Genomic DNA, 22,741 nt, shown 5'->3' with positions numbered 1-22,741 from the left:
CCGGCTACTGCCACTTACGATGATAAGCGCCCAGTGTTGTCTGGGTACCTTCGGACATTGCGCCCAGTTGCTCCATCCATTCTGCTTTGGCGGTAAATTGCGCCGGATTAGCCTGATAGAGGTCAATTGCCTGTCGCCAGACTTTGGCAACCTGACTGACATAGGCAGGGCTGCGCTGGCGTCCTTCAATTTTTACTGAGGCAATATTGGCAGCAAATAACTCGGGTAATAGCGTAAGTGTATTCAGGCTGGTCGGTTCTTCCAGTGCATGGTAGAGCTGGCCATCTACTCGATAGCGGCCTTTGCACAGCGTAGGATAACCGGCATTCTCATTGTCTTCGTAGCGGTCGATCAACACGTTGTTTAGGCGGGATTCCATCCCTTGTGGGGTTTGTTGCCAACGGACAAAGCGTGCGGGTGAGCAGGCCCCCACGGTATTGGGTGATTCACCGGTCAAATAGGAAGAAAGATAGCAACGGCCTTCAGCCATAATACACAAACTACCAAAAGCAAAGACTTCCAGCGGAACCGGGCTGGTACGCGATAACTGCTTTACCTGATGCATTGAGAGCACACGCGGTAATACTACTCGCGCGACATCGAAATGGCGTTGATAAAAGCGGATGGCTTCATCGTTGGTGGCGGAAGCTTGTACCGAGACATGGCGCTCAACCTGCGGATAACGTTCAGCGGCATATTCCAGCATCGCCAGGTCTGCCAGTATCAGCGCATCAGCCCCAAGTTGCGCGGCCATATCCACCGCCCGTTGCCAGCGTGCATAGCCGTCAGGGTGGGCGAAAGTGTTAATGGCGATATGTAATTTACGTTTACGGCTATGAACGTAGTTAACGGCTTCTTGTAGCTTTTTATCGGTGAAATTGAGGCCAGCAAAATGGCGGGCGTTAGTATCATCTTTCAAACCGATATAAACCGCATCGGCACCATTGTCGATTGCGGCCTTTAATGCAGGTAAGTTACCCGCAGGACACAGCAGCTCCATAGAATTTCCCTGATATACCCCTCATGCTTCAAGTTGCAAATTCAAGTTGCAGATGTGGGGGCATAGATGATCTTGGTATTTTATCCAGCGGTAATTTTAGTTAACCTCTTCACATCGCACCTTGATTTAAGGCAGTTTCTTTCGCATTGGTGACATTCTTCTGATATTTAGCAATACATCTGAAGATGTTCTGATGCAAAATTTGTCGATATAGCCCATTTTCATAGGTTAGCAATGTGGCAGAATAGCCGTACTTGGCATTGTCATTTTATTCAGTGCTATCATTTTATTCAGGATTACAAGGAGTCACCGCCTGTGTTGGGAAAACTACGAGCACATCTTGTGCGTCAAGGGCCGGCGCTGCTACGAGGTCCATTAAAAGTCACACCATTTGCCTTGCAGCGTCAGGTACTAGAACACATGCTGGACTGGCAATTCCGTCAGGCTCTGCTGGACGGTGAGTTGGCGTTTCTTGAGTCTCGTTGGTTAAAAATCGAGGTCAGTGACCTTGCGTTACAATGGTTTGTGACGGTAGAAAATGGCAAGCTGCTCGTGAGCCAACAGGCTGACGCCGATGTCAGCTTTAGTGGTGATGCCAACGATCTGATCTTGATCGCTGCCCGTAAAGAAGATCCGGATACGCTGTTTTTCCAGCGCCGGTTACGTATTGAAGGGGATACCGAATTGGGCCTGTATGTTAAAAACTTAATGGATGCCATTGATTTGGAATCGATGCCGACACTACTGCGTGTCGGTTTGCAACAGTTGGCTGAGTTTATCGAAGCGGGTCAGCAAGAGGGCGTGGTGGCAACTTCCCGCGGGTTAGCATCGTGTTGATCCGGGTTGAAATTCCGGTCGATGCTCCGGGGATCGATGCTTTACTGCGTCGGGCATTCCAGCAGGATGATGAAGCGGAGCTGGTACAACAACTGCGTGAAGATGGCTTGCTGACGCTTGGGGTTGTGGCGACTGACGATGAAGGTGTTGTTATCGGCTATGCGGCGTTCAGCCCGGTTGAGGTCGGTGGTGAAGATCGCCAATGGGTCGCATTGGCACCACTGGCCGTGGAGGAGGGCTTGCGTCGGCAGGGCTTGGGTGAAAAGTTGGTGTATGAGGGCCTTGATGCCCTGAATGAGTTCGGTTATGCCGCTGTGGTGGTGCTAGGTGCGCCAGCTTACTACTCACGTTTTGGTTTTGTACCGGCAGCCCGCCATCAACTAACCTGCCGTTGGCCCGGTAGCGAAGAGGCTTTCCAGATATATGCACTGGCAGAAGATACGCTGGTTAATGCCGAAGGTGAAGTGGTGTTCTCTGCCCCGTTCAATCGCTTTTAGCAGCAATATGTTGGGCCGTTAATTCGGTTTTACTGTCAATAACGGCATTAACGAGGAAGGCTGGTTAATCACCAGCTTTTCTTTTTGCTGTTTACTGAGCTGCTTGACTTGGTACTCCAGTTTTAAGGCAGTCGAATGGTCGCCAGCTTCACAATGAAAGACCAACGTTAACTCCCCTTTGCCCCGTAGCGCTTTTGCCCCTTTCCCCGCCTGATGCTGTGCTAACCGCCGTGCTACATTGGTGGTAATGCCGGTATAGAGCATGCCGCTGGAGGTACGCAGCAAATAGAGATGCCAAAGGCTGTCTGACATAATCTTGTTCCAGTCCGAGGGTAACGGTTCCGCATGTTATCACTGGAACAACGCATTGCATCCTGACTTTTTATCTGCCAGCAGCAAATTGGGTTAATGCCACGAGAGTATAGCGAGTGGATGAAGGGCCGAGTGCCGTAGGCGGAAGACAGTAGAGGGGAAGCAGACAGTATAAGAGAAGAAAACAGTGTAAGAGAAGAAAACAGATAGTAGACGAAGTCGGAGAAGCGGGGCAAAAGCGGCCCCGCGATAGATACACCTAGCTAAGATGGATACGCCTGGCTAAATTGCGGCAGTTGGTTGCTGGTTAAAGGAATGTTTATCCGCATGGTCTGCTGTTGGCGGGTTAATTCTATCGATAATGTTTCACCGTTAGTTTTCACCTCAACGTGCAGTAACGGGTTACTGTCATTCAAGTCAAAAACACAGGTTACCTGAGCCTCTGGTTGTTGGTTGCGTAACATCAGGTAGCTGAGATCACGTACCGACGGATTCGCCGGGGCCAGCCCTTGAAATAGCGTGGCATCAGCGGCTAACCAAAGTGTCAGTGGGCGTGCTGTGGTTTGGTAACGGCACGAAATCACCCCGTTCAGTGGTTGGGCGGTCACCTGATGCACATACTGCATCGGGCCGCTGTCACCGAAGGACGCCATTTCACCTTTCTGTTCTGTCGCGGCTCCATCGATATATAGCGTCCAGTCCCACTGTTGCTGATGGGGATTAGCGATATTGCTAATATCGATAACCGTATCTTCCAGCCATAAAATACGGCGGCGGAATTTAACATCACGATAAGACTCTTCATCCCACTGCACGCGGGTATGGCTGTCCAACTTAGGCGCTGTTTGACTCCAATCGACCTCGGTATCCAGCCAACTGAAGTTTGCTGCCTGATGCCAGTGGCGGATGTAAGGCACCGCAGGAGGTTGATTTTCTTGGTTGATACTAAGCGTATTGTGAGTGGCGCTGTTTTTGTAGTAACCATAATGCAACTGTGCGCCATAACCGGTGGTGCCTAAATCGGGTAGGACTTCGTGGCCGCCGTCAAACAGAATCAAATTCAGCCGATCATAATGATCATGCTCGCCGCCATACGGGCTGTGTTTTATCAACAATGCCCGGCTAGCCTGTGGTTGGCGTAGGATGGTTAATCCGCAATCTGGTGCATGTAGTGTATCGGTCGGGATGACATCAATAATTTGCAGTGGTAATGCGTCAGCCCCATACAGCAGTGCATCCAGATTTAAACGGGGTTGCTGGCGATAAATATGTTGCAGGGCCGCCGCATATTCACTATTACCGTAGATCTGATAAGCAAATTCATACAGATGCGCATGATTAAGCTGTTCTTGACCGGCGGTACAATCATTAATACGCGGGAATGTGCCATCAGGCATCAGCAACTTGAGCGGGAAGCTGAGCATGTCGCGGTAATAGGGCAGAGCCAGTAGGCTATAGCGGCTACCTGCCGCCAGTTTTTCAAATGACCAAAAACCTTGCAGTGCATAAAAGTGATAATGCACCGAGCCTTCAAACCATAGCCCTTCATTGAATAAGCCATGCTCCAACTGATAGCGCAGGCCGTAATCTGCGTTAACCGCAAACTCAATGTAGTGTTCCTCTTCAAGGATCAGGCCAATAACCGCGATAGCGCTACTGATTTTAACTTCATGATTATGCAACTGACGGGTACGGTGTTGCATCAAGAAATCAGCGCCCACCCGCAATAAGCGTTCAGCAATACAATCACGTTGCTCCTGGCTGAGCGTATCAGCGATAAAGTCATAGCCCAAGGCAAAATCAAGGAGGCAGTTTGCCTCACACAGGGTCTGTGCATTCGCCTTACCCGGCCCGTTATAAGGAATACCACCGTGGACTTCATAGTCAGGGTAGTAGCGGGCATAACTCATCAGAATGTCCCGCACCTTATCGAAGTAACGTATTTCTCCGGTTAATTGCCACAGCAAGCCCAGTTGATTGCAGGCTTTGGCGTTCAAACCATTTAATGCCCGCCACCAGGCACCGTCGTAGGGTTCGCCGCTAAAAAGATGATCATCTACCGGACAGCGGTGTGCTTGAGGTGAAAAGCGATCCCATACCAACTGGACACCATGCTCAGGGCAATAATAGTAATGATTCCAGGTGGCGATACCGGTGGCGGGCACCAGTGTGTCGGTCTCTAAAACCACCTGATTATCGGCGATCAGCGTGGCAATAATCTCCGGTTGCCGCACGGTCATTTCCGGTTGCTGTACGGTCATTTCCGGTTGCCGCACGGTCATTTCCGGTTGCTGTACGGTCATTTCCGGTTGTAGTACGATCATTTCCGGTTGTAGTACAACGCGCTGGCGGATTTTAACCATCTGCCGATCCGTAAACTGCTTCATATCTGGCGTGTCCTCGGCGATGCTTATTTTTGCGTTATCAGGTTCTGTGTGATTGGGTAAAGTAAGATCTCAACGGTATCTGGGTATTTTGCTATCAGATATTGTGCTTTTTGTTGGAATTCAACGTCAGCAGGGTAGGCGCGAGCGGCCGTAATCATATTGACCAAAGCTTTTTTGTCCTGTACTCCGTCCAGATCTTTATATGGCCATGCTTGGTCGGTATTGATGAAACCAGCAACGTACTGATAGCCTTTTTTCAGGCTGTGTTCATCCAGGCTGAAGTCCCAGATATCTTTCTCGCCAACCTCCCCAAGACGGCCCAATTTGTTGTAGGCCTCCAGATGGAAGTTACTGTAATGCCATGGGCGGGTGCGCTCCAGCTCTGCATTTTGTCGGCCTTGCATATCAAAATGTGAGGGGATACGGCGCAATTGCGTGATTTCCAAACGTTTCTGTGCGGCGGCTTTTTGATCGCTGAATAGGGCAAAAGAGGCGGCCTGCATATCAAAATAGGTGCCGTGATTATTGTGCCAGTTATCTTCTTCGAAACCATTTTGGCTGGTGGTCATCCATTGATAAAAATCACCATACCAACCTTTAATGGCTTGATAATCGCTGTCACTGAGAACATTGGCGGGTCTGATCAATTCAACGGCATCAATCACATCAACTAGCGCCCGGCTATCGATCAAACCAATACCTCGGCCTTCGTTAATCCCTGGAATGGCCTGCGCATATTGTAGATTCGGGTTCATTTTAGTTTCTGGATTTACGAACCAATTAACCAATTGTTCATGCGCTTTTTGGGCATACTCAGGCTTACCGGTAAAGCTATAAGCCAACGCCAGATAATAGACGTCTTCACTGAAGTTGTTCATGCGCTTTTTATCGGTGGCATCACTGTTGGCCGCAGGATTTGTTTCCCCATCTTTACGCAAATAAGGCATACCGTCTTTCTTGCTTGGATCTGGCCACCAATAAGGCGGAAAACTGTAATAGTCGTGTTTATCACCACTGGCGGCCAAGAGGCTTTTATCCATGACGGAGTACAGTGGTTTTTTGAGTGCTTTATCAGCCTTAGCTATCAGATTTTTATAAGATTTTTCATATAATGGGTTGTTTTGTTTAATCTGTTCAATGCTGTAGTTAATATCGTCCATCTTTAATAACAACGGATGACTTTCTGCGGCATAAATAAAGGGGGATGTACCCAGAAGAATAGTCAGCAATAGGTTTTTAGCACCAGAGTTTAACATCATCACTTTCCTTATTTTTATGGATTAAACGGTGTAAATAAAAATATTTCCTTAATTAAATATATTTACTACTTATATTTTAAACGGGAATTTCACTTGTTTACAATGTGGTTATTGACTCTATTCGCAGGTGACAGAGAAAATAAATTCTGTCTCATTTATATTTTGGTTGAATTCTAAGGTAAAGTTTTTGGACTTTTGTGATCCAAGTCTATCTTATGAATTATCTATTAATAATTGATTTAGATTGTGACTGCCTTCAAATTAAATCTCTGTTTTAGGTGTTTTTCCATCATTTTAAGTAATTGCATATTTTTTTTAATTTTTAAAATAAACCATTTAACCTGCTGTTTTTATGTGGTTATTAAGTTTTTATCTTTTTTTTGGTAATTTTACAAATGTGATCTCAAGCAGAAATTTCAAATTGGAATTAAGTTTTGTTTTTTATGGTGTGGTTTTTTGTTTTCCTCTGAGTTCTAATGCTACCGAGTGTTTTACGATTCTGTTTTTTTATTTAAACTTCTGGGTAAATTCATAAAAAATTAGATTTCAACGAGGATGCTAAGATGAAGACACAAATGATAATGTCAAAAGTAAAAATAAAGTCTTTGCTGTTGTTAACTTATTTAGCCATGGGGATCCCTTCTCTTCACGCCGCAGAAACATTGCAAGTGTGGATCCGCGCAAGTAATGACTCTAAAAACATTTATAAAAAAGAAGCTGACACGTTTGAGAAAAAAACCGGCATCAAAATTGAGTATTTCAATGCCACTACTGATTTTGAACAACGTCTGGCACGGGCCGCTGCGGGTAACGCGCTACCTGACCTGATTTTCAACGATGCCGTGGCTATTGGTCAGTTTGTGCAGCTAGGGATTGTCGAACCAATTGAACCAAAAAATATTATTGGCGGAGAGAACATCTTCGATACCGCTTGGAAAAGTACCCAATATATTGATGGAAAATATTATGGGGTTCCTACTTCTGCTCAAACCTTTGCCTTATTTATTCGCAAAGACTGGCGGGAAAAGTTGGGGTTAGAACAACCTAAGAACTGGCAAGACATTAGCACGCTGGCGAAAGCCTTTACCTTTAATGACCCCGATGGCAACGGTAAAAACGATACTTACGGCTTTATTCTGCCCGGTTCAACAACCCGTGGCTACGCCAGTTGGTTTATCAGCTCCTATCTTTGGCAGGCTGGTGGTGACTTTATTCGCCCAGCCGGTGAAGGTAAATTTATTGCCTCGTTGGAGGAGCCTGCAGCCACTGAAACGCTGAGTTTCATGCGTGGAATGGTGTGCGATAAAACAGTCCAGCCGGGGGCTATCAATGCGACCACCGCTGATGCGATCCCTTCATTCCGTTCTGGCCAAAGTGGCATGTTCTTCTCCGGCCCGTATCACATCGTGTTATTTGATAAAGATCCCGGCACCGACGCTTTTGAAGTGATCCCACCACCGACGGGGCTGAAAGGGCAGGCTACGCTGGCTGAAGGCACCACGGTCTTTATGATGAAAAGCAGCCAGAAAAAAGCAGCTGCTCAGAAATTCATTGAGTTCATGATCTCCCCTGAAGGGCAGCAGATAGGCATGGGGATGGGCACCAAAAATATGCCAGTCGTGCGCTTGTCGATCAATAAATTGGTGGATACCAAAGCGGTCTACGACGATCCACGTTGGGCCATGTTCGCCGATCTGTATGCCGAACAGGGCCGCTATATTCCACAAGTTCCTAACTGGACACCTATTCGTCAGGTCACCGCTGAAGCTTTCAACCGTATTTTAGCCAACTGTGACAGTGATATCGTCGCAGAATTAAAAGCGGTGAATCAGAAAGTTAACGATGAGCTGGCTAAACAGAACGTCTTAGGGCAGTGAGTGAATAATGATAACACTAACCCCCCGACTGAAACGTAACCTGGTTCCGTGGCTGTTCCTGGCCCCGGCACTGGTCATCTTCACCTGGTTTAAATTCATCCCGATGTTGCAGGGGCTGGTGATGAGTTTCTACAAGGTTAATTTTAACCAGCCAAATGAGTGGGTCGGGTTTGCCAACTTTTCCCGCGCCTTTGGTGATGAAGCGCTGCACTCCGCTGTCTTCAACACCTTGTTATATGTCCTGGTCACCATGGTGGTGGCCGCTTTTATCGCCTTCTTTCTGGCGATGTTACTGGAAGGGCCGGCACGGCATTTGCGTTTTATTCGTACCGCGATCTTCCTGCCCGCAGTGACCAGTGCAGCGATTGTCGCCGAAATGTGGCGCATTCTGTTCAACCCGACCAGTAACGGGGTGGTGAACCACGTTTTATCGTGGTTCAGCATTGAAGCGCAGGGGTTTCTGGCGGATACCGATCAGGCGTTGTGGACGGTAATGCTGTTGCATATCTGGAAAGCCGTGCCTTACAACATGGTGATTTTTATCGCCGGGCTGGTAGGGATTAGCCGTGATTTATACGACGCGTCAAACGTGGATGGGGCCAACTGGTGGAACCGCCTGCGTTATGTGACGTTACCGGGCATGATCCCCGCGCTCTCTGTGGTCCTGATGCTGTCATTTATTCGTGGCTTCCGCGTGTTTGCCGAAGTTTACGCCACCACTGGCGGTGGCCCGTCTAATGCGACGGAAATGATCATGACGCATATCTATAAATTGGGCTTTGAGCAGTTTGATTATGGTTATGCCTCTGCGGTGTCCTTCCTGTTATTTGCGTTCACTGTGGTGCTGACGATTGGTCATCTCACCTTGAAAAAGCGGATCGCCCGTTACTAACCCGAGCCGGAGACTGGTAATGAAAAGTAAAAGCTGGAACAGTATCGGCCGTTGGATAATTTATGGTCTGCTGCTGATTGTCTTTGTTGGCCCATACTGGGGAATTATTGCCACGGCATTCAGTGGGGCACCGGTGAAACCCGGTGAATTGTTGGCATGGCCCAATCAGTTCTCATGGGATAACTTTATCTTCGCCTGGATGGATATCGGTGTCTGGCAATACTTGCTGAACTCGATCATTGTGGTGTTCTTTGGCACGGTGTTGCAGGTATCAGTCAGTGCGCTGGCGGCCTATGCGTTGGCCCGTAAAAAGTTTGTCGGGGTCTCCCTGACCAGTCTGATCATCCTTTCGACCATGATGCTGCCGGAAGAAGTGATCGCCATTCCTTTGTATATGATCATCAACTGGCAACTGCCGGTGATCGATGCCTCGCTGTACAACAGCTATCTGGGCATGATCCTACCGATTGTCGGCTGGGCCTTCTCTATCTTTGTATTGACCGAATTTATGGCGGCAATTCCAAAAGAGCTGGAAGAGGCGGCACGCATTGACGGTGCCAGCGAATGGCAAATTTTCTTCCACGTGATCTTGCCATTGGTTAAACCTGCATTGGGTACCGTGGTGACCTTCGGCTTTATCATGATTTGGGATCAATACCTGTTGCCATTGATTGTGGTGAATCAGGACAGTCTGAACACCATTCCGGTGATCCTCGGCACGCTACGTACCGATGAGAGCATCACCCCGAACATCTTTATTGCAATCACGCTGTTGGCGATGTTGCCGAGCATCATTGTGTATCTGGGTCTGCAAAAACATTTCAATCGCGGGATCATGTCTGGCGCGGTTAAAGGCTAGGGAGAAAGAAAATGGGATCGGTTGTACTTAAAAACGTGTGTAAATCTTACGGTGACATCCATGTGATCCGCGATGTATCGCTGGAGATCCCTGATGGTGAGTTCTGCGTGCTGGTTGGCCCCAGCGGTTGCGGTAAATCTACCTTACTGCGCATGATTGCCGGGCTGGAGGAGATCTCCGGCGGCACGGTCGGCATCAATGATAAAGATGTCACTGATGTGGAACCGAAGATGCGTGACATCGCGATGGTGTTCCAAAGTTATGCGCTTTACCCCCAGATGACGGTGCGTGAAAACATGGGGTTCGCCCTGAAAATGGCCAAGATGTCCAAAGCAGACATTAACCAAAAGGTCGAATCAACCGCCGAGTTACTCGGTTTACAAGCGCTGCTGGAACGCCTGCCAAAAGATTTGTCCGGTGGTCAGCGTCAGCGGGTCGCCATGGGGCGGGCAATTGTGCGTAACCCACAGGTGTTTCTATTTGATGAGCCATTATCGAACCTGGATGCCAAATTACGCACTCAGGTACGTGGGGAGATCCGCGAACTGCATCAGCGGCTAAAAACCACTTCAGTTTATGTTACGCATGATCAGATAGAAGCGATGACCATGGGCCAGATGATCGTGGTCCTGCGTGAAGGGCGTATTGAACAGGTTGGTTCACCATTAGACTTGTATGACCGCCCGGCCAATCTGTTTGTTGCTGGCTTTATTGGATCGCCTGAAATCAACCAGTTAAAAGGCACGGTGGTACAAGAGGGCGATAAATTCCTGCTGCAATTGGAGGATAACTCATTGCTGGCTTTGCCCGCTGGATTGCACGTCACTGAGGGGCAAAACGTGGTCTACGCCATCCGCCCAGAGCAGGTTAATGTGGTAGATGAAACGCACTGTGCCAGCGCATTGAAAGCGACCATTACGGCGATAGAGAATACTGGCTCGGATATGCAGCTCTTTTGCAGCACGGGTGGGGGCCGCTTTACCTCAGTATTTAAACAACGTTTAGCGGTGAGTGAAGGGGAAACGGTCTATCTGCAACCTAAGCTTGCGGGTATCCATATCTTTGATGCTGCTACGGGGTTGAGGGTTGACTGCCAGGCGGCATAAGGGAGGCCATATTCATGACGCCAATAAAAACACCCGTGACAGCAATAAAAACGGCGGTGACAGCAATGAAACTATATACACTGGATGTTAACTGCCTGATCAAAGCTAAGGCGATATTGCAGCAGCCTTTTTCACCTCTGCAACCGGCGTTACGTCGGTTATTGAGTGAAGCGGATATGTTGCGCGATCAGTCGCCTGAAAGCGTCACCCACAAGACGTTATTGCCTGTCAGTGGTGATATTCACGATTACTATAGTTTTGGCACATACTGGTGGCCTAACCCGCGCAAGCCTAACGGTTTACCCTATGTGCGTCGCGATGGGCATACCAACCCGCAGAGCCAGAACGATGATACGGATACTCAGCGTATCGCACGGATGTGTGACCGCTGTTTGACACTGGGGCTGGCCTACTATTTTACCGGCAATAGCCGCTATGCACAGGTCGCGGCAGAGCAGATCCGTTGCTGGTTTTTGGATGCCAAAACCCGCATGAATCCGCATCTCAATTACGGCCAGGCCATTCCTGGGATTGTGTCCGGGCGCGGTACGGGCTTGATTGATACTCGCATGATGTGGATGGTGATAGACACCCTGGGCCTGATATCACCAGCCAAATTGTTGGATACAGAAGATACGGCGGTATTGCAGCAGTGGTTCCGCGACTTTAACCACTGGATGTTCCACAGCGAAGTGGGCCATTCTGAATATGTCTGGCATAACAATCACGGCACTTGGTATGACGTCCAACGTGCGGCTAATGCCATGTTCTACGGCGATCGTGGGCTGGTAACCACCATTATCCGTCAAGGGATCACGCAACGGCTGGCGGCGCAGATTGCGCAAGACGGTAAGCAGTGGATGGAATTGGAGCGCACCGTGCCTTTCCATTACTCCTTGTTTAATATGGAGGCCCATTTACTGCTGTGCCGCTACGGGGAACATATAGAGATTGATCGCTGGGAATGGGTACAAGACGGTCGCAATGTTCAGCAGGGGGTTGATTATCTGTTGCCGTTTATTGCTGAACCGGAACTGTGGCCTTACCGTGACTTGCGCGGTATTGATTATGACAGCGCATTGCGGCTGCTCTTGCAGGCGGCTCGGGGCTACCCCCAGGATGCCAAACGTTATCAAGCCGTCTTAGCCACTTTCCCGGCCGAGACTCTGACATCCCGTGATCGCCTGTTGTGGCAAAGTTGAAAGAGGCAAAGTTGAATGAGGAAAAGTTGAACGCGGGAAAATTGGCAGGTCAGATCAAATAGTAGAAGAAAATTTCATGTACACTGAACGCTGTTTTTACGCCGGAGAGTGACGTGAATAATCCTGATGACGTGCTGTTGATCAACCGCTTCCTGCGCCAGCAACATGTGTTGACCTTATGCGCGGGCAGCGGCATGGATATGTGGTGCGCTAGCTGTTTTTACGTATTTGACGAAAATCAGATGGCGCTCTTTCTGATGACAGAAAAGCACACCCGTCATAGCGAACTGATGTTGATAAACCCGCAAGTGGCTGGCACGGTTGCCACTCAATCCCGCACTATCGCCTTGATAAAGGGCATTCAATATCGTGGTGAAATTAGCCTCTTGAGCGGCGATGCCGAACAGGCGGCCCGCAACCGTTATTGCCGTCGTTTTCCGGTAGCGAAGGTCTCTTCTGCCCCTCTCTGGCAACTCAATCTGCTGGAAATCAAAATGACGAATAACGCCCTCGGCTTTGGTAAAAAATTGCATTGGTCGCGTCCCTAGTGTTTATCCGCAATAAAATAGGATATCTCTCGTTTAAATAATGGCTTATTAATTATACAGTTATCATCTGATTTTTAATTGTCATTAATCCAGACATTCAGTGTGATGAACATATTATTATAAGCAACTGATTTTATTGACTATGCAACCTATTATCTACAACCAGAGTGATCTATACCGTATGAATAATAACGAGAAATTTTCTGTGATAATTGGGACGAGAGTGGGGCAGTGGTTAGCATTAACCTCAGTTTTACTTCCCTTTATTTTTATGTTTGTCTATATGGAATATGATAAGTACTCTAACCACGCTTTTTGGGAATCTGCTGTAATAATAGCAATTGCTTGTTTTGCTTTGCCATTCCTCTTATTTATCACCCTGTTCAGGGGTAAAAGAAATATGATGACAATAAAGAAGAACGCCTTGGTTTTTGACAAACATGCAGAAATTCCTTTTGACACTATTTCAACATATAACTTTGCGGGCTTGCTCAAACTCAAGCGTGCCGGTCGCCTGACAATGTTTATTCGGGCGCGTGGCGATAATCTTGTCATATTTCATGCGTTCCGCGACGCTTTCATTATTGCAATGTCGAATTGGGTTAACGAGAAAAGTATAAAGAGTGATCATGCATTACCGCAGCGTACTTATTTCTACGGCGCATGGCCTGCACGCGTGGCGGGTGTTCTTGTCATGTTCCTTAATCTGCCTTTCCTCTTTTTCTGTATAACTCGTTACGCTGAGTTACCTACGGGTATGTTTATTTATATAATTATTAGTATGATTATAATTTCATTGATTGGCTTTTTCTTGTGGACGAGTGACCGCAGCATAGGGTGATCATTGGGTGTTTTAGGCATTTGACGCTGGGTGGAGCAAAAATACATGTTATGTTTTTTCGTTTTGCTTTGACGTTTAACGATTAGGCAATCAAATGTGTTGAGGCAATATTGGGTTGAGGCAATGATTGGGTTAAGGCAATGATTGGGTTAAGACAATGATTGTTATCAGCAACCCACTTTTAAGGGCAAAAACATGAAAAATCATTGTTTCCAGGTGCTATACCATAGCGCCTATGGTATGTATTTTTTGAAGCAATAGGTTTCAATGATTGCCCCGTTTTCTAGGTGGCGTTAGGGTCTTTATCGGGAGGTCAGATGGCGAAGGTATTATTACTGGGGGCGAGTGGCCTGGTAGGCGGCGAATTATTGCGCCTGTTGCGTTTGGATGCCCGAGTGACATCGATCATTGCACCAACCCGTAACCCCTTGCCTGCTATGAATAAATTGATTAATCCACACGGCGAAAATATCGGTCAGTTGCTGAAAACGCTGCATGAGCCCGTGGACTTGGTCTTTTGCGCTCTGGGGACCACCCGCAAGCAGGCGGGCAGTCAGGCGGCATTTCGTCAGGTGGATTATCGGCTGGTATTGCTAAGCGGTGAAACCGGCCGGCGTCTGGGCGCGCGGCATTTCCTCTTGGTGAGCGCATTAGGGGCCAATCCCGATTCGTGGCTGTTTTATAACCGCACTAAAGGGGAAGCGGAACGGGATTTGCAGGCTCAAGGCTGGCCGCAATTGACCTTCGCTCGCCCTTCGATGTTGGCCGGTCAACGGGCGACGCCACGGTTGTTGGAGAACCTCAGCGCCCCTCTATTTGCCTTGTTACCGGCTAAATGGCGCTTGATTAACGCCAAAGATGTAGCACAAGCGATGTTGGATCAGGCGTTTGCTCCGCCGCAGGAGGGCGTTACGGTGTTGTCATCTGCCCAAATGCAACCAACCTTGCGTCCTTGACGCCGCAGGGGGGGGCTGTGCGTCCGCGCCCCTTATTCGCACTAAGTTATACCAGCGTAACCGTTTGATTATCATAGGCAACGCTGACCCCGGTGGGTAGCGAGTTGTTGAGGAGCCACCTATCCAACTGGTGGCTGGCGTGTGTCAGTAGCGTCTCCTCTGGCATCAATAAATCCCTGATGGCTAATGCCATGGTCACATCGTTATGATTGCGTGGCGGTGGTGACTGTGGCGCATGGCTGCAATCCAACACCAGTAGGTCAATAGACTTACTGGCCAGAAACAGTGCGCTATCGGCAGATAGCCCAACAGTATCGGTTAAATAAGCGATAGTCCGGTTGGGGCTTTGCAGTAAATAGCCGAAAGTTATTTTGGAATGGACCAACGGCACGGGGGTGACCCGCAACTCACCGCATTGCAACGGTTGGAAAGCGGTCAGTGGCGGCCTGAAATCCAAAATACCGGGGTGCTTGAATAGGTCGTCGCAACCGTCCAGATCGGGGGGGCCATAGACTGGGATCTTATTTCCACACCCCCAACGTAACGGAAATAACCCCTGCACATGATCCATGTGATAATGTGTTAGCAAAAAACGCTGAATTTCACCCGCCCTAAACTGCTGATCCAGTGTCGGCAAACCTGCGTCAATCAACGTGGTTTCTCCCTGATAATACAACATCGCACTGCAAGGTTTACGCCGCCGTGCGGGGTCCACTCTGGCTTGCGTACAGATCACACAGTCACAGCCAAATACCGGCACTTGCTGGGCGCATCCGGTGCCTAACAGCGTCAATTGCATGGCTTATCCTCAACGGGGTCAGATAACGGCGTATCAAGGGTCAGTAATTGCTGTAGTTGGCTCAGGGTGTGTTGTAACTCACCGTCATTACACAGTTGCAAACAGTGAGGAGGAAGTTGCTGCTGATAGTGTTGCGCCCGTTGCAAGCGGGCATCAATCTGTTCACTGTTTTCCCGCCCCCGTTGCCGCAACCGTTGTGCCAGAATCGCTGGGGAGACGGTGAGACAGAGGGGTAACAGTTGGTGGCAATAGCGGCGTTGAGCTTCAGGTAAATACGCTCTGGAGCCATTGACTAACACGTCCAACCCGTGTTGCAGCCAGAGGTTGATTTCAATCCCAATGGCATAGCAGTGCTGATGTGCCTGCCAGTGCAGGGCAAATAAGCCCTGTTCTGCCCGCTGGATAAATTCCTGTTTACTCAGCGCCACATGGTTCTCTGCCCCCGCATCTGCCGGGCGAGTAATATAGCGATGTGCCACCACCCTATTTTGCGGTGTGGCGTTTCGCAGCGCAGATAACAGGCAATCCTTACCCGCGCCAGAAGGCCCCATCAGATAGATTAAGCGCGCCATCAGAACACCCGTATTCCCTGACGCCAGACGTTTTGCACATAAACGTTCTCGCCATGTGAGCGGGCCAGAATCAAGTCAGCCCGTTTACCTTCGGCAATCACCCCCCGGTCATTTAGCCCCAAAGCTCTGGCCGGATTACGGGTCACCAAATTGACCGCTTGCGGCAAGCTGAAGCGGTTGCTTTCGTTGTGTGCGATACGGAACGCTGCATCCATCAGGCTGGCGGGGTAATAATCAGAAGACAAAATATCCAGCACCCCCAGAGAAGCCAGGTGATGAGCGGCAACATTACCGGAGTGAGAGCCACCACGGACAATATTCGGTGCGCCCATCAACACCTGTAAACCGAGTTGATGAGAGGCGGTGGCAGCCACCTCTGTGGTTGGGAATTCGGCAATCACACTACCCAGTGCTTGTGATTCCGCCACATGAGTGGCTGTCGCATCATCGTGGCTGGCTAGCGCAATGCCTCGCTCGCGACATTGGGCGGCAATCGCCGAGCGGTTAGGCCCTGCCCAACGCGCGGAGAGCGCGATCTGCTCTTCTTCAAACGCCGCCATCTGCGGATCGCTAAGATGATATTTACCCTGATAATATTCACGGTACTTCTCTCGTGAAGCGAACTGGCGCTGTCCTGGTGAATGATCCATCAATGACACCAACGATAGCTCAGGTTGCGCCATCAGGGCTTCGAACAGTGGCAGAGTACTTTCATGGGGTAGTTCACAGCGTAAATGAATGCGGTGCTCGGCCCGGTTCAGGCCAGCCCGCTGGCTATCTACCACGGCATTAATCATCTTTTGCAGATTATCCAGCCGGTGACCCCCGTCGCGCACATCACCAACGGCAACCGCATCTAATACCGTGGTGATACCGCAGGCTACCATCAGCGCATCGTGGCTGCTCATCGCTGAATGGGCGGGCCAATCGACATTGGGACGCGGGGTGAAAAATTTGTCCAGATTATCGGTATGCAGTTCAATCAGCCCTGGCAGTAGCCAGCCATTCTCGCCATCTATTGCGGCGGGTAACTGTGTCGGGCGATCACTGTAACTGCGGATGACACCGTCTACGATTTCCAACGATCCACTGACGACGCTTTCTTCAAGAATCAGGTTGACGTTATTGAGGATCATACCGGGATCTCCCTGTGGATCTCTGAAGGGACGGGCGTCATGGTAAGTAAACGATCACTGACATGGTTACGCACACTCTCATCGTGGAAAATCCCGACAATCGCGGTACCGCGCTGTTTGGCTTCATCAATCAGGCTGACCACGGCTGCGCTGTTAGCGCTGTCCAGTGATGCGGTCGGTTCATCCAACAGCAAGATAGGGTAATCCACAATAAAACCGCGGGCGATATTAACCCGTTGCTGTTCGCCACCAGAAAACGTTGAAGGGGCCAGGTCCCACAAGCGTGGCGGGACATTGAGACGGGTTAGCAGGTCCTGCGCCCGTTGTTGGCAGGTGTGCCGATCAACGTCCAGTTCTAATAGGGGCTGCATCACCACATTTAATGCACTAATCCGTGGGATCACCCGCAAGAACTGACTGACCCAACCGACGGTATGGTGACGCACGGCCATAATTTGTCGGGCTTCGGCGGCCACGATATCGATCCATTCTCCTTGATGTTTGATCCAAATATGGCCGCTGTCAGGCAGATAGTTGGCATAGAGGGAGCGTAGCAGTGTGGATTTTCCACTCCCGGAATGGCCGTGTAGCACGACACATTCACCGCTGTTCACCTCCAGTGATATTTGATGCAGTACCGGCAGACGAATACCGTGCTGGTGGTGGAGCACGAAGGTTTTGCTGATATTTTCAACCCGGAGTTGTAGGGGGTTCATGGTGGACCTCGGTTTATGTTTTGTTTCGCACACGGTGAGTGGTTTAGTTTTGCAGTACCGATGAGACCAGGAGTTGGGTGTAGGGGTGATGGGGATCGTCCAGTACCCGGTCAGTAAGGCCGCTTTCGATAACCTGGCCCTCTTTCATCACCAATAGACGGTTAGCTAATAAGCGGACTACCCCCAAGTCATGAGTGACAATCACCACGGCTAGCTGCATTTCCACCACCAAATTGCGCAGTAAATCCAGTAAACGTGCCTGCACTGATACATCCAAGCCGCCCGTAGGTTCATCCATAAAAACCAGTTTCGGATGAGTCACCAAATTACGGGCGATTTGCAGGCGCTGCTGCATCCCGCCGGAGAAAGTGGTGGGGAGGTCATCCAACCGGGATAACGGGATCTCGACATCTTCCAGCCAGCGGCCTGCAAGCTGGCGGATCTCGCCGTAATGGCGCTGGCCGGTAGCCATTAAACGTTCGCCGATGTTGCCGCCCGCGGAGACTTGTGGGCGCAAGCCGTCCAGTGGGTGCTGATGTACCACACCCCATTCGGTACGCAACAAACGGCGGCGCTGACTTTCGGCCATTTCGTATAAATCAACCGGTTGCTGTGTACCCGTGCGGTAAATAATCTGCCCTTGCTGTGGGGCTAAACGGGCCGAAATAGCTTTCAGCAAGGTGGTTTTACCCGAGCCGGATTCGCCGACAATCCCTAAGACCTCACCGGGATAGAGCTGAAAAGAGACATCACTGAATCCTTTGCCCGGCGCATATAAATGAGTGAGATTCTCCACCGACAACAGCGGCTGAGGGGTAGATTGGGCTGACATCATCAGACAGGTACCTCGGTTGGGGATGTGGCTTCTTGTGCGCTGGCTTGAGCCAGTTGCTGCTGGCAAAAATCAGTATCCGAGCAAACAAACATGCGGCTACCTTGGTCATCCATCACCACTTCATCAAGATAACTGTGGCGCGAGCCACACAGTGCGCAGGGTTCATCCCACTGCTGTACGCTAAACGGATGGTCGTCAAAATCGAGGCTCTCCACCTTGGTAAACGGGGGCAGGGCATAAAGACGTTTCTCGCGACCCGCACCGAACAATTGCAGAGCGGGCATCATATGCATTTTGGGATTATCAAATTTTGGGATCGGTGAAGGGTCCATGACATAGCGATCATTCACTTTGACCGGGTAGGCATAGGTGGTGGCGATATGGCCGTAACGGGCGATATCTTCGTACAGCTTTACCTGCATCACACCGTACTCCTCCAGTGCATGCATTTTTCGAGTCTCGGTTTCACGTGGCTCAATAAATCGCAGCGGTTCTGGGATCGGTACCTGATAAATCAGGATCTGATCTTCTGTCAGCGGGGTTTCCGGTATGCGATGGCGGGTCTGGATTAATGTGGCTTCAGTGGTTTTTTCCGTGGTTGCCACCCCGCTGACCCGCTGGAAAAAGCGGCGGATCGAGACGGCATTGGTGGTGTCATCTGCGCCCTGATCAATGACTTTCAACACGTCGGTGTGGCCAATCAGACACGCCGTCAACTGAATGCCGCCAGTCCCCCAGCCGTAAGGCATTGGCATCTCACGCCCACCAAATGGCACTTGATAGCCTGGGATTGCGACGGCTTTCAGTATGGCACGGCGCAATGTACGCTTGGTTTGCTCATCCAAATAACCCAGGTTGTAGCCAGTGAGAACCTCAGTCATGGTGTGGCTCCTGTCGTTGAGAGGATGGTGGTTGTGAAGATGATGGTAGTGAAGAAGACGATAATTGCGGTGAGAAAAGGGTGGATGACGCGGCCAGATGTTCACTGCGTAGGCGTTTGAGCAGTGCCAGTTCCGCCTGGAAATCGACGTAATGGGGCAGTTTCAGATGAGAGACAAAACCAGCGGCCTCAACGTTATCGGCATGGGATAACACGAACTCCTCATCCTGCGCCGGGCTGGAAACGTCTTCCTGATACTCACGGCTTTGCAGGGCGCGATCCATCAGCGCTATCGACATGGCTTTGCGTTCACCACGGCCAAAAACTAAGCCATAGCCCCGGGTAAAATGGGGCGGTTCTGAGACCGGATCGACAAAACCATTGACCATCTCGCATTCGGTCAACAGGATCTCACCAATATCGATCGCAAAGCCCAGTTCTTCTGGCTGAATGGCAATGGTCAGGTAACCGGTGCGGATCTCGGCGGCGAACGGGTGAGTGCGGCCATAACCCCGCTGGGTGGAGTAACCCAGCGCCAGCAGAAAGCCTTCATCACCTCTGACCAATTGTTGTAGCCGTGCCGAGCGATTACAGGGATAAACTGGCGGGTTCCGGGTGATATCATCTGGCGGAGTGCCGTCATCTTGCTCCGGCAGTGCTAACTGCTCTTGGGTCAGTAAATCAAATACGTGAGCGCAAGGCTCTGGCAAGGCTTCTTCGCCACGGGGGGCAAGGGGCGCTTCGCCAGAGGCCAACAGGGTAAAATCCAGCAGCCGGTGGGTGTAATCATAGGTGGGGCCGAGCACTTGCCCACCGGGCAGATCCTTATAAATGGCCGAAATACGCCGTTCCAGGCGCATATTGTCGGTTGCCAGCGGCAGACTGACCGCCAGACGGGGTAAGGTGGTACGGTAAGCCCGCAACAGGAAGATGGCTTCGACCAGGTCACCACTGGCCTGCTTAATGGCCAGCGCCGCCAATTCGCGATCATAGATACCGCCCTCGGTCATCACCCGATCAACGGCTAAACCTAACTGCTGCTCAATTTGCTCACAATCGATGGCCGGGATCTGAGTATCGCCCCGCCGCTGGTTTTCCAGTAATTGATGGGCAGCGGCAATGGCTTTTTCGCCTCCTTTCACGGCAACATACATCAGCACACCTCCACATGAGTGGTCCGTGGGAGAGCCATCAGGTGCTCACCACAGGTCAACAGGAAATCAAGGCCTGCGGGGAACACGGCAGGCCGATTAAGCGGGTGGTTCATGAGCAGGCGGTTCGTTAATAGATAGTTCATCAGAGGCTGGGGCAGTTGCGGTGAAACAATGCGGTTCTGTTCAATACCGGGGCCGTGTAATCGCAAAGGTGTACCCTGGTTCAGGCTGTCCACCTGAATAATGACCGTGACAGACTGCTCTGGTGAGAGCTCATCGCCCGGTGGGCAGGTGGCTAATTGCATCTCAGTAAGCCCATTGCCCAAGACCGCAAAGCAGGCGGTTGCGATATCAGCTGTCAGTGGCACACCAGTATGAAAGCGTAGGTTTTGCTGTACCCCCTCGCTCGCTATTTGGCTGTCCAGATAGAGTGGTGTCTCCTGATCGGCCAGGGTTAGCAGGATGCTGGTGGTTGCAGGATTTAACGGTTGCCAACCAGTAGAATGCGGTAGTGTCACTTGCACCCCCGGTTCACTCAGTGCTTTCAGTATGCGACGAAAAGCATACTGGGCCTCAACCACTGGCTGGTCAAAATGCGTCAGTAAACTCATCAATCTTCTCCCCGAACCAATGTGAAGAAATCGACCTTACTGGCGGCGATATTCTGGGCGCGCAGTTGGCGTCGTTTCTGCTGTATTGCGGCGAGTGGGTTAATCACGGTTTTCAATAACAATTCATTCAGTCCAGCGGGCCTGCCTTTCAGCGTTGAATATTGCAGCAAGGCATCCAATAACGCACAGAGTTCGGCATGGGGCTTGTTACGTCCGGCGATGTAGCTGTAGCCATAGATATCGGCGCAGTCATTGAGTTTGATAACCGCACGGGTGACCGTCATATCACCGAGAATAAAACGGCGGCCGGCGGCGCCCATCCGCGCCTGCAATTGATTAAGACCAATCTCAGGTGCCCGGATCACCTGATACTCCGGTGATAGATTTAAGGGCTGCCAGTGGGTGAGAAGTTCTGTGGGCTGGCTATGGGCCAAGATCGACATCCAGTTTTGCCGGGTCATCAGCGTGCTTTCCATTCAGTGCTCCATGGTCAGTTCAATCATGTCGGCGCGAGTCAGGCTGATGGAATATTCCGCCACCTGTTGGTTATCAACACGGGTATTTAGCGTTCGCACGCACAGGAGCGGCGCATGGGTGGCAATCTCCAGCAAGGCGCTCTCTTTTGCTTGAGCACGCCGGGCGCTGATGCGCGTTTGGCTACGTTTCAGAGGCTGCTGTAAATGTTGTGTGATGAACTGATGCAGTGAACCCGAGTGAAACTGTTGTAGAACTGGCCACCAACTGAGATCGGGCAGGTAGTGATCGATAATGCAGACCGGCACACCATTAACCCGCCTCAGGGTGCGCAAATGAACGACCGATTCCCCCTCTACCAGCGAGAGTGCTTTTGCAACATGCTCGACTGCAGGGCGTAAAACGGCAAGTAAGCGCTCACTGGTGGGGTCACTGCCTTGATCGAGTAGGTTTTGGCTGAAACGCGCATTGGCATGGAGCGGGTAGTCATAAGGGCGCATGAGCACCAGAATGCCGATGCCCTGACGGCGTTGTAGCCAGCCGCGCTCGACCAATTCATCCACTGCCCGGCGCAGGGTATGGCGGTTAACCTGATAGCGGTCGGCGAGCTGTTGTTCGGAGGGCAGATAATCGCCACAGCGGTAATGGCCGCGCAACTCCTGCTCTAACTGGGCCGCAATATGTTGATAGCGGGTGGGATAGCTGGTCGGTGGTCTAGATAAGTTCATGGCAAAGATACCCTCTCAGCATCATCACCACGGGCTGCCGCTTTTTGTCCAAGACAACGACATGAAAAGAAAAAGCAGGCGGGCAGGTGGCGAATTGTCATGTTGATAACCGGTAAGTTTTCTCACCGTAATGCTGGCTGTTTTTGATGACAGTGGGGTTAAGCTAGGATGGCGGAATGATGAATATTTTTGCTCCCCCCGTGTTTCTTATCAGGAGGCGCAGGGGCTTAGCTAACGTCGTGGGTTTATCTATTAAACTAAGC

Annotated in this window: 24 protein-coding genes; 10 read left to right on the top strand and 14 right to left on the bottom strand. The window is 50.4% G+C overall.

Annotated features, from left to right (window positions below):
* Positions 1-4: 4 nt before the first annotated feature.
* Positions 5-1,000: a ubiquinone anaerobic biosynthesis protein UbiU gene (ubiU, locus tag AC971_RS15760; protein ID WP_025382423.1), complete on the bottom strand. Its 996-nt coding sequence runs from the start codon at positions 998-1,000 to the stop codon at positions 5-7.
* Positions 1,001-1,315: 315 nt separating this feature from the next.
* Here ubiU and ubiT point away from each other — a divergent pair, with 315 nt between their 5' ends.
* Both ubiT and AC971_RS15750 read left to right on the top strand, forming a co-directional pair.
* Entirely contained in the window at positions 1,316-1,837 is a 522-nt protein-coding gene (ubiT, locus tag AC971_RS15755; RefSeq protein WP_025382424.1) for a ubiquinone anaerobic biosynthesis accessory factor UbiT, read from the top strand.
* The gene (locus AC971_RS15750) at positions 1,831-2,334 is read left to right on the top strand and encodes a GNAT family N-acetyltransferase (RefSeq protein WP_025382425.1); all 504 of its coding nucleotides are present in this window, start codon (positions 1,831-1,833) and stop codon (positions 2,332-2,334) included. Before ubiT ends, AC971_RS15750 begins: the two co-directional genes overlap by 7 nt.
* 18 nt (positions 2,335-2,352) lie before the next feature.
* Here the strand turns inward: AC971_RS15750 and AC971_RS15745 are convergent, their stop codons facing one another.
* The 3 genes from AC971_RS15745 to AC971_RS15735 all read right to left on the bottom strand — a co-directional run bounded on the left by AC971_RS15745 (position 2,353) and on the right by AC971_RS15735 (position 6,292).
* Positions 2,353-2,646: a GIY-YIG nuclease family protein gene (locus tag AC971_RS15745; protein WP_025382426.1), complete on the bottom strand. Its 294-nt coding sequence runs from the start codon at positions 2,644-2,646 to the stop codon at positions 2,353-2,355.
* 263 nt (positions 2,647-2,909) lie between these two features.
* Positions 2,910-4,928, bottom strand: a complete 2,019-nt coding sequence (locus AC971_RS15740) for a heparinase II/III domain-containing protein (RefSeq protein WP_038402519.1) — start codon at positions 4,926-4,928, stop codon at positions 2,910-2,912.
* 128 nt (positions 4,929-5,056) lie between these two features.
* Positions 5,057-6,292 carry an alginate lyase family protein gene (locus tag AC971_RS15735; protein WP_025382428.1) on the bottom strand — a complete coding sequence of 412 codons (1,236 nt, stop codon included), beginning with the start codon at positions 6,290-6,292 and terminating at the stop codon, positions 5,057-5,059.
* Between the two features lie 563 nt (positions 6,293-6,855).
* Here AC971_RS15735 and AC971_RS15730 point away from each other — a divergent pair.
* From AC971_RS15730 to AC971_RS15695, 8 genes are all read left to right on the top strand, one after another.
* Entirely contained in the window at positions 6,856-8,169 is a 1,314-nt protein-coding gene (locus tag AC971_RS15730; RefSeq protein WP_025382429.1) for an ABC transporter substrate-binding protein, read from the top strand.
* 7 nt (positions 8,170-8,176) lie between these two features.
* Positions 8,177-9,061, top strand: a complete 885-nt coding sequence (locus tag AC971_RS15725; protein WP_002209278.1) for a carbohydrate ABC transporter permease — start codon at positions 8,177-8,179, stop codon at positions 9,059-9,061.
* 19 nt (positions 9,062-9,080) lie between these two features.
* Complete coding sequence (locus AC971_RS15720) at positions 9,081-9,920, top strand: carbohydrate ABC transporter permease (RefSeq protein WP_002209279.1); 840 nt, start codon at positions 9,081-9,083, stop codon at positions 9,918-9,920.
* 11 nt (positions 9,921-9,931) lie between these two features.
* A complete protein-coding gene (locus AC971_RS15715) occupies positions 9,932-11,026 on the top strand; it encodes an ABC transporter ATP-binding protein (protein ID WP_025382430.1) in 1,095 nt (364 codons plus the stop codon).
* A gap of 35 nt (positions 11,027-11,061) precedes the next feature.
* On the top strand, positions 11,062-12,228 hold the full coding sequence (locus AC971_RS15710; protein ID WP_025382431.1) for an alginate lyase family protein: 1,167 nt from the start codon (positions 11,062-11,064) through the stop codon (positions 12,226-12,228).
* Between the two features lie 113 nt (positions 12,229-12,341).
* Positions 12,342-12,776: a YhbP family protein gene (locus tag AC971_RS15705; RefSeq protein ID WP_025382432.1), complete on the top strand. Its 435-nt coding sequence runs from the start codon at positions 12,342-12,344 to the stop codon at positions 12,774-12,776.
* A 181-nt stretch (positions 12,777-12,957) separates the two neighbouring features.
* Positions 12,958-13,617 (top strand): hypothetical protein, encoded by a 660-nt coding sequence (locus AC971_RS15700; RefSeq protein ID WP_144236067.1) that lies wholly within the window; start codon positions 12,958-12,960, stop codon positions 13,615-13,617.
* A 317-nt stretch (positions 13,618-13,934) separates the two neighbouring features.
* Positions 13,935-14,573, top strand: coding sequence for a Rossmann-fold NAD(P)-binding domain-containing protein (locus tag AC971_RS15695; protein WP_012105736.1), 639 nt, complete (start codon positions 13,935-13,937; stop codon positions 14,571-14,573).
* Positions 14,574-14,619: 46 nt separating this feature from the next.
* Here the strand turns inward: AC971_RS15695 and phnP are convergent, their stop codons facing one another.
* Genes phnP through phnF form a run of 10 tightly spaced genes read right to left on the bottom strand, consistent with a single transcriptional unit; the run spans position 14,620 to position 22,478 of the window.
* Positions 14,620-15,372: a phosphonate metabolism protein PhnP gene (phnP, locus tag AC971_RS15690; RefSeq protein WP_025382434.1), complete on the bottom strand. Its 753-nt coding sequence runs from the start codon at positions 15,370-15,372 to the stop codon at positions 14,620-14,622.
* Positions 15,363-15,944, bottom strand: a complete 582-nt coding sequence (gene phnN / locus AC971_RS15685) for a ribose 1,5-bisphosphokinase (RefSeq protein ID WP_025382435.1) — start codon at positions 15,942-15,944, stop codon at positions 15,363-15,365. The genes phnP and phnN overlap by 10 nt, the downstream gene beginning before the upstream one ends.
* Entirely contained in the window at positions 15,944-17,080 is a 1,137-nt protein-coding gene (phnM, locus tag AC971_RS15680) for an alpha-D-ribose 1-methylphosphonate 5-triphosphate diphosphatase (RefSeq protein WP_025382436.1), read from the bottom strand. Before phnM ends, phnN begins: the two co-directional genes overlap by 1 nt.
* Complete coding sequence (gene phnL / locus AC971_RS15675) at positions 17,077-17,796, bottom strand: phosphonate C-P lyase system protein PhnL (RefSeq protein ID WP_025382437.1); 720 nt, start codon at positions 17,794-17,796, stop codon at positions 17,077-17,079. Before phnL ends, phnM begins: the two co-directional genes overlap by 4 nt.
* Positions 17,797-17,839: 43 nt before the next feature.
* Positions 17,840-18,631, bottom strand: a complete 792-nt coding sequence (gene phnK / locus AC971_RS15670) for a phosphonate C-P lyase system protein PhnK (RefSeq protein WP_025382438.1) — start codon at positions 18,629-18,631, stop codon at positions 17,840-17,842.
* A complete protein-coding gene (locus AC971_RS15665; protein ID WP_025382439.1) occupies positions 18,631-19,512 on the bottom strand; it encodes an alpha-D-ribose 1-methylphosphonate 5-phosphate C-P-lyase PhnJ in 882 nt (293 codons plus the stop codon). Before AC971_RS15665 ends, phnK begins: the two co-directional genes overlap by 1 nt.
* The gene (locus AC971_RS15660; protein WP_025382440.1) at positions 19,505-20,665 is read right to left on the bottom strand and encodes a carbon-phosphorus lyase complex subunit; all 1,161 of its coding nucleotides are present in this window, start codon (positions 20,663-20,665) and stop codon (positions 19,505-19,507) included. Before AC971_RS15660 ends, AC971_RS15665 begins: the two co-directional genes overlap by 8 nt.
* Positions 20,665-21,276 (bottom strand): phosphonate C-P lyase system protein PhnH, encoded by a 612-nt coding sequence (gene phnH, locus AC971_RS15655; RefSeq protein ID WP_025382441.1) that lies wholly within the window; start codon positions 21,274-21,276, stop codon positions 20,665-20,667. The genes AC971_RS15660 and phnH overlap by 1 nt, the downstream gene beginning before the upstream one ends.
* Positions 21,276-21,752, bottom strand: a complete 477-nt coding sequence (gene phnG, locus AC971_RS15650) for a phosphonate C-P lyase system protein PhnG (protein ID WP_025382442.1) — start codon at positions 21,750-21,752, stop codon at positions 21,276-21,278. The genes phnH and phnG overlap by 1 nt, the downstream gene beginning before the upstream one ends.
* Positions 21,753-22,478, bottom strand: coding sequence for a phosphonate metabolism transcriptional regulator PhnF (gene phnF / locus AC971_RS15645; RefSeq protein WP_025382443.1), 726 nt, complete (start codon positions 22,476-22,478; stop codon positions 21,753-21,755).
* Positions 22,479-22,741: the final 263 nt, after the last annotated feature.

The organism is Yersinia similis (assembly GCF_001053095.1).
Classification (GTDB): Bacteria; Pseudomonadota; Gammaproteobacteria; order Enterobacterales; family Enterobacteriaceae; genus Yersinia; species Yersinia similis.
This window is presented reverse-complemented; position numbering and strand designations above follow the sequence as displayed.

Coding starts and splice junctions, on each gene's coding strand:
- phnH (WP_025382441.1), bottom strand. CDS start 21,276: ATGAGTTTACTGACGCATTTTGACCAGCCAGTGGTTGAGGCCCAGTAT.
- AC971_RS15735 (WP_025382428.1), bottom strand. CDS start 6,292: ATGATGTTAAACTCTGGTGCTAAAAACCTATTGCTGACTATTCTTCTG.
- phnP (WP_025382434.1), bottom strand. CDS start 15,372: ATGCAATTGACGCTGTTAGGCACCGGATGCGCCCAGCAAGTGCCGGTA.
- phnG (WP_025382442.1), bottom strand. CDS start 21,752: ATGGAAAGCACGCTGATGACCCGGCAAAACTGGATGTCGATCTTGGCC.
- ubiU (WP_025382423.1), bottom strand. CDS start 1,000: ATGGAGCTGCTGTGTCCTGCGGGTAACTTACCTGCATTAAAGGCCGCA.
- phnN (WP_025382435.1), bottom strand. CDS start 15,944: ATGGCGCGCTTAATCTATCTGATGGGGCCTTCTGGCGCGGGTAAGGAT.
- AC971_RS15745 (WP_025382426.1), bottom strand. CDS start 2,646: ATGTCAGACAGCCTTTGGCATCTCTATTTGCTGCGTACCTCCAGCGGC.
- AC971_RS15660 (WP_025382440.1), bottom strand. CDS start 20,665: ATGTATGTTGCCGTGAAAGGAGGCGAAAAAGCCATTGCCGCTGCCCAT.
- phnM (WP_025382436.1), bottom strand. CDS start 17,080: ATGATCCTCAATAACGTCAACCTGATTCTTGAAGAAAGCGTCGTCAGT.
- AC971_RS15695 (WP_012105736.1), top strand. CDS start 13,935: ATGGCGAAGGTATTATTACTGGGGGCGAGTGGCCTGGTAGGCGGCGAA.
- phnL (WP_025382437.1), bottom strand. CDS start 17,796: ATGAACCCCCTACAACTCCGGGTTGAAAATATCAGCAAAACCTTCGTG.
- AC971_RS15725 (WP_002209278.1), top strand. CDS start 8,177: ATGATAACACTAACCCCCCGACTGAAACGTAACCTGGTTCCGTGGCTG.
- AC971_RS15665 (WP_025382439.1), bottom strand. CDS start 19,512: ATGACTGAGGTTCTCACTGGCTACAACCTGGGTTATTTGGATGAGCAA.
- phnK (WP_025382438.1), bottom strand. CDS start 18,631: ATGATGTCAGCCCAATCTACCCCTCAGCCGCTGTTGTCGGTGGAGAAT.
- AC971_RS15720 (WP_002209279.1), top strand. CDS start 9,081: ATGAAAAGTAAAAGCTGGAACAGTATCGGCCGTTGGATAATTTATGGT.
- AC971_RS15740 (WP_038402519.1), bottom strand. CDS start 4,928: ATGACCGTGCGGCAACCGGAAATGACCGTACAGCAACCGGAAATGACC.
- AC971_RS15700 (WP_144236067.1), top strand. CDS start 12,958: ATGAATAATAACGAGAAATTTTCTGTGATAATTGGGACGAGAGTGGGG.
- AC971_RS15730 (WP_025382429.1), top strand. CDS start 6,856: ATGAAGACACAAATGATAATGTCAAAAGTAAAAATAAAGTCTTTGCTG.
- phnF (WP_025382443.1), bottom strand. CDS start 22,478: ATGAACTTATCTAGACCACCGACCAGCTATCCCACCCGCTATCAACAT.
- AC971_RS15715 (WP_025382430.1), top strand. CDS start 9,932: ATGGGATCGGTTGTACTTAAAAACGTGTGTAAATCTTACGGTGACATC.